Annotated in this window: 8 protein-coding genes and 1 rRNA gene; all 9 read left to right on the forward strand. The window is 68.1% G+C overall.

Annotated features, from left to right (window positions below):
- A 5S ribosomal RNA gene (gene rrf, locus AB0M11_RS40680) occupies nt 1-95 on the forward strand; the annotation flags it as partial.
- A gap of 112 nt (nt 96-207) precedes the next feature.
- Nucleotides 208-816 (forward strand): CDP-alcohol phosphatidyltransferase family protein, encoded by a 609-nt coding sequence (locus tag AB0M11_RS40685; RefSeq protein WP_365713906.1) that lies wholly within the window; start codon nt 208-210, stop codon nt 814-816.
- 128 nt (nt 817-944) lie between these two features.
- Complete coding sequence (locus tag AB0M11_RS40690) at nt 945-3,440, forward strand: mannose-1-phosphate guanyltransferase (protein ID WP_365713908.1); 2,496 nt, start codon at nt 945-947, stop codon at nt 3,438-3,440.
- A 107-nt stretch (nt 3,441-3,547) separates the two neighbouring features.
- Complete coding sequence (locus AB0M11_RS40695; RefSeq protein WP_365713910.1) at nt 3,548-4,459, forward strand: DUF881 domain-containing protein; 912 nt, start codon at nt 3,548-3,550, stop codon at nt 4,457-4,459.
- The gene (locus AB0M11_RS40700) at nt 4,456-4,788 is read left to right on the forward strand and encodes a small basic family protein (protein ID WP_046727248.1); all 333 of its coding nucleotides are present in this window, start codon (nt 4,456-4,458) and stop codon (nt 4,786-4,788) included. The genes AB0M11_RS40695 and AB0M11_RS40700 overlap by 4 nt, the downstream gene beginning before the upstream one ends.
- Before the next feature lie 5 nt (nt 4,789-4,793).
- A complete protein-coding gene (locus tag AB0M11_RS40705; protein WP_365713912.1) occupies nt 4,794-5,630 on the forward strand; it encodes a DUF881 domain-containing protein in 837 nt (278 codons plus the stop codon).
- A 190-nt stretch (nt 5,631-5,820) separates the two neighbouring features.
- Entirely contained in the window at nt 5,821-6,651 is an 831-nt protein-coding gene (locus AB0M11_RS40710; protein ID WP_365713914.1) for an FHA domain-containing protein, read from the forward strand.
- 42 nt (nt 6,652-6,693) lie between these two features.
- Entirely contained in the window at nt 6,694-7,431 is a 738-nt protein-coding gene (locus AB0M11_RS40715; RefSeq protein ID WP_365713916.1) for a MerR family transcriptional regulator, read from the forward strand.
- A 91-nt stretch (nt 7,432-7,522) separates the two neighbouring features.
- Nucleotides 7,523-7,895: bifunctional nuclease family protein (locus AB0M11_RS40720; protein ID WP_365713918.1), on the forward strand; the 373-nt coding region annotated here is incomplete at its 3' end.

Consider the following 7,895-nt stretch of genomic DNA (forward strand, 5'->3'; position numbering starts at 1 on the left):
AAACGCCCGGTTACATTCCGAACCCGGAAGCTAAGCCTTACAGCGCCGATGGTACTGCAGGGGGGACCCTGTGGGAGAGTAGGACGCCGCCGAACTCCTTTTAGAGCTCCGGCTCTTGGGCAACAAGCCCAAGAGCCGGAGCTTTTTTGTGTTGAGGTAGGGTCAGGGGGCAGAGTTGGCTCGTTTCCCACCACAGGAGGCTCCCGGGTGGAGGTCCAGGAGACCCGCGTCCAGACGGACCGGGTCCTCACCATCCCGAACATCCTCAGCATGGCCCGTCTCGTCGGCGTACCCGTCTTCCTGTGGTTGATCCTCAGGCCCGAGTTCGGCGGGCCCAAGAGCGACGGCTGGGCCCTGTTGGTGCTCCTCTTCAGCGGCGTCAGTGACTACCTCGACGGCAAGCTCGCCCGACGCTGGAACCAGATCAGCAGCCTAGGCCGGCTGCTGGACCCCGCTGCGGACCGGCTCTACGTGCTGTCGACACTCGTAGGACTCACCTGGCGTGAGATTCTGCCGCTCTGGTTGACGGCCGTACTGCTGCTGCGCGAGCTGATGCTGTTGGTGATGGTGGGGATCCTCCGCCGGCACGGCTATCCGCCGCCGCAGGTGAACTTCTTGGGGAAGGCCGCGACGTTCAATCTGATGTACGCGTTCCCGCTCCTCCTGCTCAGTGACGGAAGCGGCTGGATCTCGTCACTCGCTGCTATTTTCGGATGGGCGTTCGCAGGGTGGGGTACAACCCTCTACTGGTGGGCAGGAGTGCTTTACGTGGTGCAGGTCCGCCGCCTGGTTCGTGCGGACGCCACAGCCGACTGAGCCGCGGCGATTGTCCGGACGCAGTGGCCCCTCGATTGCTCTCGATGGCCCGCGGCGGAAAAGTGCGGGACAATCTTGACGGGTGAAGTCGGCTAGACCGTCATCTCTTAGAGGAGGACGCTTCCGACATGAAGGCCGTCGTGATGGCCGGTGGTGAAGGCACACGCCTTCGCCCCATGACCTCCAGCATGCCCAAGCCGCTCCTTCCGGTCGTGAACCGGCCGATCATGGAGCACGTGCTACGGCTGCTCAAAAGGCATGGGCTCACCGAGACCGTCGTCACTGTGCAGTTCCTGGCATCGCTGGTCAAGAACTACTTCGGGGACGGCGAAGAGCTCGGCATGGAGCTCACCTATGCCAACGAGGAGAAGCCACTCGGTACCGCCGGAAGCGTCAAGAACGCCGAAGAGGCGTTGAAGGACGATGCTTTCCTTGTCATCTCCGGCGATGCACTGACCGACTTCGACCTCACTGAACTGATCAACTTCCACAAGGCCAAGGGCGCGCTCGTCACGGTCTGCCTGACGCGTGTGCCCAATCCGCTGGAATTCGGCATCACCATCGTCGACGAAGAGGGCCAGGTCGAGCGGTTCCTCGAGAAGCCGACCTGGGGCCAGGTCTTCTCCGACACGGTGAACACGGGCATCTACGTGATGGAGCCCGAGGTATTCGAGTATGTCGAGGCCGACGTTCCGGTCGACTGGTCCGGTGACGTCTTCCCGCAGCTGATGAAGGAAGGCAAGCCGATCTACGGCTATGTCGCCGAGGGCTACTGGGAGGATGTGGGTACGCACGAGTCGTACGTGAAGGCGCAGGCCGACGTCCTGGAGGGCAAGGTCGACGTCGACATCGACGGCTTCGAGATATCCCCTGGCGTATGGGTCGCCGAGGGCGCGGAGGTGCATCCGGACGCCGAGCTGCGTGGGCCGCTGTACATCGGTGACTACGCCAAGGTCGAGGCCGGCGCGGAAATCCGCGAACACACCGTCGTCGGGTCCAATGTCGTCGTGAAGAGCGGCGCCTTCCTGCACCGGGCGGTCGTCCACGACAACGTGTACGTGGGGCAGCACAGCAATCTGCGTGGCTGTGTGGTCGGGAAGAACACCGACATCATGCGGGCCGCGCGGATCGAGGACGGCGCGGTCATCGGCGACGAGTGCCTGATCGGTGAGGAATCGATCGTTCAGGGCAACGTCCGGGTCTATCCCTTCAAGACCATCGAGGCCGGCGCCTTCGTCAACACATCGGTGATCTGGGAGTCCCGCGGCCAGGCCCATCTGTTCGGCGCCCGGGGTGTGTCGGGGATCCTGAACGTCGAGATCACGCCGGAACTGGCCGTACGGCTGGCCGGCGCGTATGCCACCACCCTGAAGAAGGGGTCCACCGTCACGACGGCCCGGGACCACTCCCGTGGTGCCCGTGCGCTCAAGCGGGCGGTGATCTCCGCCCTCCAGGCCAGTGCCATCGACGTACGCGACCTGGAGAACGTGCCGCTGCCGGTGGCGCGGCAGCAGACCGGGCGGGGCAGCGCCGGCGGGATCATGATCCGGACCTCACCCGGCGTGCCGGACTCCGTCGACATCATGTTCTTCGACGGTCAGGGCGCCGACCTCTCCCAGGCCAGCCAGCGCAAGCTGGACCGGATCTTCGCGCGGCAGGAGTACCGGCGCGCGTTCCCCGGTGAGATCGGCGACCTGTATTTCCCGGCCAGCGTCTTCGACTCGTACACGGGGTCGCTGCTGCGGAACGTCGACACGACCGGGATCGCCGAATCGGGTCTCAAGGTCGTCGTGGACGCGTCCAACGGCAGCGCCGGTCTCGTGCTGCCCAGTCTGCTCGGCAAACTCGGTGTGGACTCGCTGACCATCAACCCCGGTCTGAACGAGGCGAGGCCCACGGAGACCGCCGATCAGCGGCGGGCGGGGCTGGTGCGCCTCGGTGAGATCGTGGCGTCCTCGGGTGCCGCGTTCGGCGTGCGGTTCGACCCGGTGGGTGAGCGGCTGTCCCTGGTCGACGAGAAGGGCCGCATCATCGAGGACGACCGGGCCCTGCTGGTGATGCTCGACCTGGTCGCCGCCGAGCGGCGCAGCGGCCGCGTGGCGCTTCCCGTCACCACGACCCGGATCGCCGAGCAGGTGGCCGCGTACCACGGCACCCAGGTGGAGTGGACGACCACCTCTCCGGACGACCTCACCCGCGTGGGGCGTGAAGAAGGCACCATCTTCGGTGGTGACGGCAAGGGCGGATTCATCGTTCCGGAGTTCAGCAGTGTGTACGACGGTACGGCTGCCTTCGTACGGCTGATCGGCCTGGTGGCGCGGACGCAGCTCACACTCAGCCAGATCGACGCACGGATCCCGAAGGCGCATGTCCTCAAGCGGGACCTGGCCACCCCGTGGGCTGTCAAGGGTCTGGTCATGCGGCGCGTCGTCGAGGCTGCGGGTGATCGTTTCGTCGACACGACCGACGGGGTGCGGGTCGTCGAGACCGACGGGCGCTGGGTGATGGTGCTGCCCGACCCGGCCGAGGCCGTCACCCATCTGTGGGCCGAGGGGCCCGACGACGCCTCCGCGCAGGCGCTGTTGGACGAGTGGTCGGCGATCGTGGACAGCGCCGGACGGTAGTGCCCCTGCACGCGTGCGTGCCGGACACGTGTCCCCCACGGGGTCGGGTCCGGCATGCCGGTGGGGCCGTTCGGAGGTACTGGCCGCAACGTGCGACGATGTGCGGCATGCCGCAGCAACCCCCCGTTCGGAGCAGCGTCTCCCGGCCGTCGCGCCCGGACGCCTCCATGTCGTTGATCACCAACGTCATGGACCACAGCCTCGACGACGGCTACGCCGAGGCGGCCGCGCGGAAGCGGGCGCGGGGGGAGAGCGGCGGTATGCCGAAGACCCTGCGGGCCCGGCTGGGCCTCGCCGGCGGTCTGGTGCTGGCGGCCCTCGTGGTGACCGTGGGGGCCGCTCAGGCGCGCGTGACGGCGCCCGTGGTGGCCAAGGAGCGCCAGGAGCTCATCGACAGGATCGACCGGGAGACGGCGGCCGCGGACAAGCTGGAGACCAATGTCGACAAGTTGCGGGACGACGTCAGCGCTCGTCAGCGTGAAGCGCTGAAGGACAGCGGCGGCAGCGGGCAGGCGGACCTGGTGGGCGTGCTGTCGGGAGCCACGGCGGTGCACGGGCCCGGGGTGAAACTCGTGGTGAACGACGCCAAGGAGGCGTCCTCCGGGGGTGACGCCGGCAATCCCCGGGAGACCTCCGGTTTCTCCGACACGGGCCGGGTGCGTGACCATGACATGCAGCGCGTCGTGAACGGGCTGTGGGCCTCGGGCGCCGAGGCGGTCTCGATCAACGGGCAGCGCCTGACCGCCCTGTCCGCGATCAGGGCCGCCGGGGACGCGATACTGGTCGACAACAGGCCGCTGGTGCCGCCGTACACGGTGCTGGCGGTGGGCGACGGGAAGAGGCTCGGTTCCAGGTTCCAGGACAGCCCCGACGGGTTGTATCTGCATGCCCTGGAGGAGAACTTCGACATCCGGGCGACCATCTCCACGGAGAGTGACGTCCGGTTGCCCGCCGCGCCGAGCGTGATCGTACGTACGGCACAGCCGTACACCGAGAAGACTGAGAAGGGCACATCGTGATCGCCGTACTGGGCCTCGTCGTGGGCGTCGTGGCCGGACTGTTGGTCCGGCCCGAGGTCCCGGCGGTCGTCGAGCCGTATCTGCCGATCGCCGTCGTGGCGGCGCTCGACGCCGTCTTCGGCGGTCTGCGGGCCATGCTGGACGGGATCTTCGACGACAAGGTCTTCGTGGTCTCTTTCCTGTCCAACGTGGTGGTGGCCGCGCTGATCGTCTTCCTCGGCGACAAGTTGGGGGTGGGCTCGCAGCTGTCCACGGGGGTCGTGGTGGTCCTCGGTATCCGCATCTTCTCCAACGCCGCGGCGATCCGGCGGCACGTCTTCCGGGCGTGAACGGCATGGGCGAGCACGAGAAGGAGCCGGAGCACCGGCTGCGCAGAGAACTCCCGGCCGAGGTGCCCGCCAGGGCGCCGGAGGACGAGTCCGCCGGTGGGCCGGAGCCGCAGGCCGGGCTGACCGGCCGCCAGAGGCTGGTCCAGGGGCTGTGGCCACCGCGGGTGAGCCGGGCCCAACTGATCGTCGCCCTCCTGCTGTTCGGGCTCGGGTTCGGGCTCGCCGTGCAGGTCGCGTCGAACAGCGACAACGACAGCGCGCTGCGCGGGGCCCGCCAGGAGGATCTTGTTCGCATCCTCGATGAACTAGACGACCGTACTCAGCGTCTTGAGGACGAGAAGACAGGACTCGAGAAGCAGCGTCAGGAGTTGCAGAGCAGCTCCGACCAGGCGGCGGAGGCCCGCAGGCAGACGGCCGAGAAGGAGCGGCAACTCGGCATTCTCGCGGGCACCGTGGCGGCGCAGGGTCCTGGCATCACGATGACGGTCGACGATCCGAAGGGGACGGTGCAGGCGGACATGCTGCTCGACGCGGTCCAGGAGCTGCGTGCTGCCGGTGCGGAAGCGATCCAGGTCAACGGGGTACGGGTGGTCGCCGGCACCTACCTCACCGACTCCGGGAAGAGCGTGAGCGTCGACGGGAACAAGATCACCCAGCCCTACGTTTTCAGGGTGATCGGCAAGCCGCAGGATCTCGAACCGGCTCTCAACATCCCCGGAGGCGTGGTGCAGACCCTCGAGAAGGAACAGGCGACTGTGACGGTCGAGCGGTCCACCAAGATCGTCGTGGATGCCTTGCGACCGGCGAAGCAGCCTGACTACGCTCGGTCGTCCTCACAGTGAACCGGCGGTGCATGGGGGGCGTCGGGCGAGGGCATGAGGATGCGGGGGGTCGGCGCACCGGGGAACCGGTGCGTGGTGGAAACTGTCTGGTGGATACGGACGTTGTGTGGTTGTCCGGGTCGGCCGGTTTGTTCAGTCAGGGTTCGTCCTGCCCCACGGGCGGGTCTGTTTCGGTCAAGGGGAATCGCCCGTGAAGTTGTTTGCGAAGTTGTTCGGCAAGAGCGCGCGAGAGGGCAGCGACAACGCGACCGCTCGCCATCGCGCACAGCCTGACGCGGAGGGCCAGCGCCCTCTGTTCCGGGACCAGGTGGCTGGTCAGGCGGGTGACATTTCGGGAGGTCAGGGCGCGCCGTCAGTTGACCCGTCCCAGTCCGGCGGCATAGGTTTCGGGCAACCGTCAACCTCAGGTGCGGGTGGAGGGTTCTCCTCCGGCCCGTACGCGTCCAACGTCCCGGCGGGGCAGCCGCGGCAGGAGGATCCGTCCATGTCGGCCCTGGTTTGTACGAGGTGCGGTAACCGCAACGCGGAGAACGCCCGCTTCTGTTCCAACTGCGGTGCCCCGCTGCGTGCGGGCGCCGTCCCCGAGCGTGCGTCGGAGACGACGTCCACGATCTCGATCTCCGGTCTGGAAGCGTACGACGCCGAGGTCACCGGGCAGACCCAGATGCCGTCGCTCTCGCCGGAGGCGCAGGCCGCGGTCGACGCGCTGCCGCTCGGCTCCGCGCTGCTGGTGGTGCGCCGCGGACCGAACTCGGGCAGCCGCTTCCTGCTGGACAGCGACCTGACCACGGCCGGCCGTCACCCGCAGAGCGACATCTTCCTCGACGACGTGACGGTCTCGCGCCGGCATGTGGAGTTCCGCCGCCAGCCGGACGGCTCGTTCACGGTGGCGGACGTGGGCAGCCTCAACGGCACCTACGTCAACCGGGAGCGCATCGACCAGGTCGCCCTGTCGAACGGTGACGAGGTGCAGATCGGCAAGTACCGGCTGGTCTTCTACGCGAGCCGACAGGCCGTCTGACCCCGCCGGACCTCGTCCGGCGGATCCCAGGGAAGAAGGTCCATGCCGCACACACCGAGCGGCGGTACCGGTCACGGCGCCGCCGCCACGGAACCCGGGCTGATGAGCATCGGCACGGTGCTGAACGTGCTGCGCGACGAGTTCCCCGAGGTCACCATCTCCAAGATCCGTTTCCTGGAGTCGGAGGGGCTCATCGAGCCGCGCCGGACCCCGTCCGGCTACCGGAAGTTCAGCGCCGGGGATGTCGAGCGGCTCGGGCACGTCCTGCGGATGCAGCGGGACCACTATCTGCCGCTCAAGGTCATCCGGGAGTACCTGGAGGCCATGGAGCGCGGTGAGGCGGTGCAGCTGCCCGTGCTGGGGCGGCAGCGGGACGGTGAGGCCGTGCCGACGGCCGCCGAGGCCCCGACGGTCGCGCGGATCGGCCGCCGCGAGCTGCTGGCCGCGGCCGACATCGACGAGAGCTGCCTCGCGGAGTGGGAGTCGTACGGACTGATCACTCCGCTGGAGGAGGGCGTGTACGACGCCGAGACGGTCACCGTGGCCGGGCTCGTAACCGAGCTGGGACGGTTCGGGATCGAGCCGCGCCATCTGCGGGTGATGAAGGCCGCCGCCGACCGCGAGGCGGGCCTGGTGGACCAGGTGGTGGCCCCGCTCAAGCGCCATCGCAACCCGCAGACCAGGGCCCACGCCGAAGCCCGTACCAAGGAACTGGCGGCACTCACGGTGAAGCTGCACGCCGCGCTGGTGCAGACCGCTCTCGGGGTGCGGCTGCCGTGAGGACCACGACGAGGCCCGGACCGGGGCCGGATCGGGCGCGCGTTCCGGGCCCGACTACCCAAACGTCCCGGGCACGGCCTAGGGTTGCTGTGTGAACGAGCTCGATGTCGTAGGTGTCCGGGTGGAAATGCCCTCCAACCAACCGATCGTGCTCCTGCGCGAAGTGGGAGGCGACCGTTACCTCCCCATCTGGATCGGGCCGGGGGAGGCGACGGCGATCGCGTTCGCCCAGCAGGGCATGGCGCCTGCCAGGCCGCTGACCCACGACCTGTTCAAGGACGTGCTGGAGGCCGTCGGCCAGGAGCTCACCGAAGTACGCATCACGGATCTGCGTGAAGGCGTCTTCTACGCGGAGCTGGTCTTCGCCAGCCAGGCCCAGGGCGCGTACCGCCGCGTACCCGAGCAGGGCCGGCGCCGCCCGGCGCAGGGCGAGGGCGCACGGAGCCGCCACGGGCGCTTCAAGA

This window comes from Streptomyces sp. NPDC051987, assembly GCF_040680735.1.
In the GTDB taxonomy this organism is placed as follows: Bacteria; Actinomycetota; Actinomycetes; order Streptomycetales; family Streptomycetaceae; genus Streptomyces.

Bases quoted from the DNA above. Each gene is read 5' to 3' on its own strand.
- AB0M11_RS40690 (WP_365713908.1), top strand. From the start codon at position 945: ATGAAGGCCGTCGTGATGGCCGGTGGTGAAGGCACACGCCTTCGCCCC.
- AB0M11_RS40695 (WP_365713910.1), top strand. From the start codon at position 3,548: ATGCCGCAGCAACCCCCCGTTCGGAGCAGCGTCTCCCGGCCGTCGCGC.
- AB0M11_RS40705 (WP_365713912.1), top strand. From the start codon at position 4,794: ATGGGCGAGCACGAGAAGGAGCCGGAGCACCGGCTGCGCAGAGAACTC.
- AB0M11_RS40715 (WP_365713916.1), top strand. From the start codon at position 6,694: ATGCCGCACACACCGAGCGGCGGTACCGGTCACGGCGCCGCCGCCACG.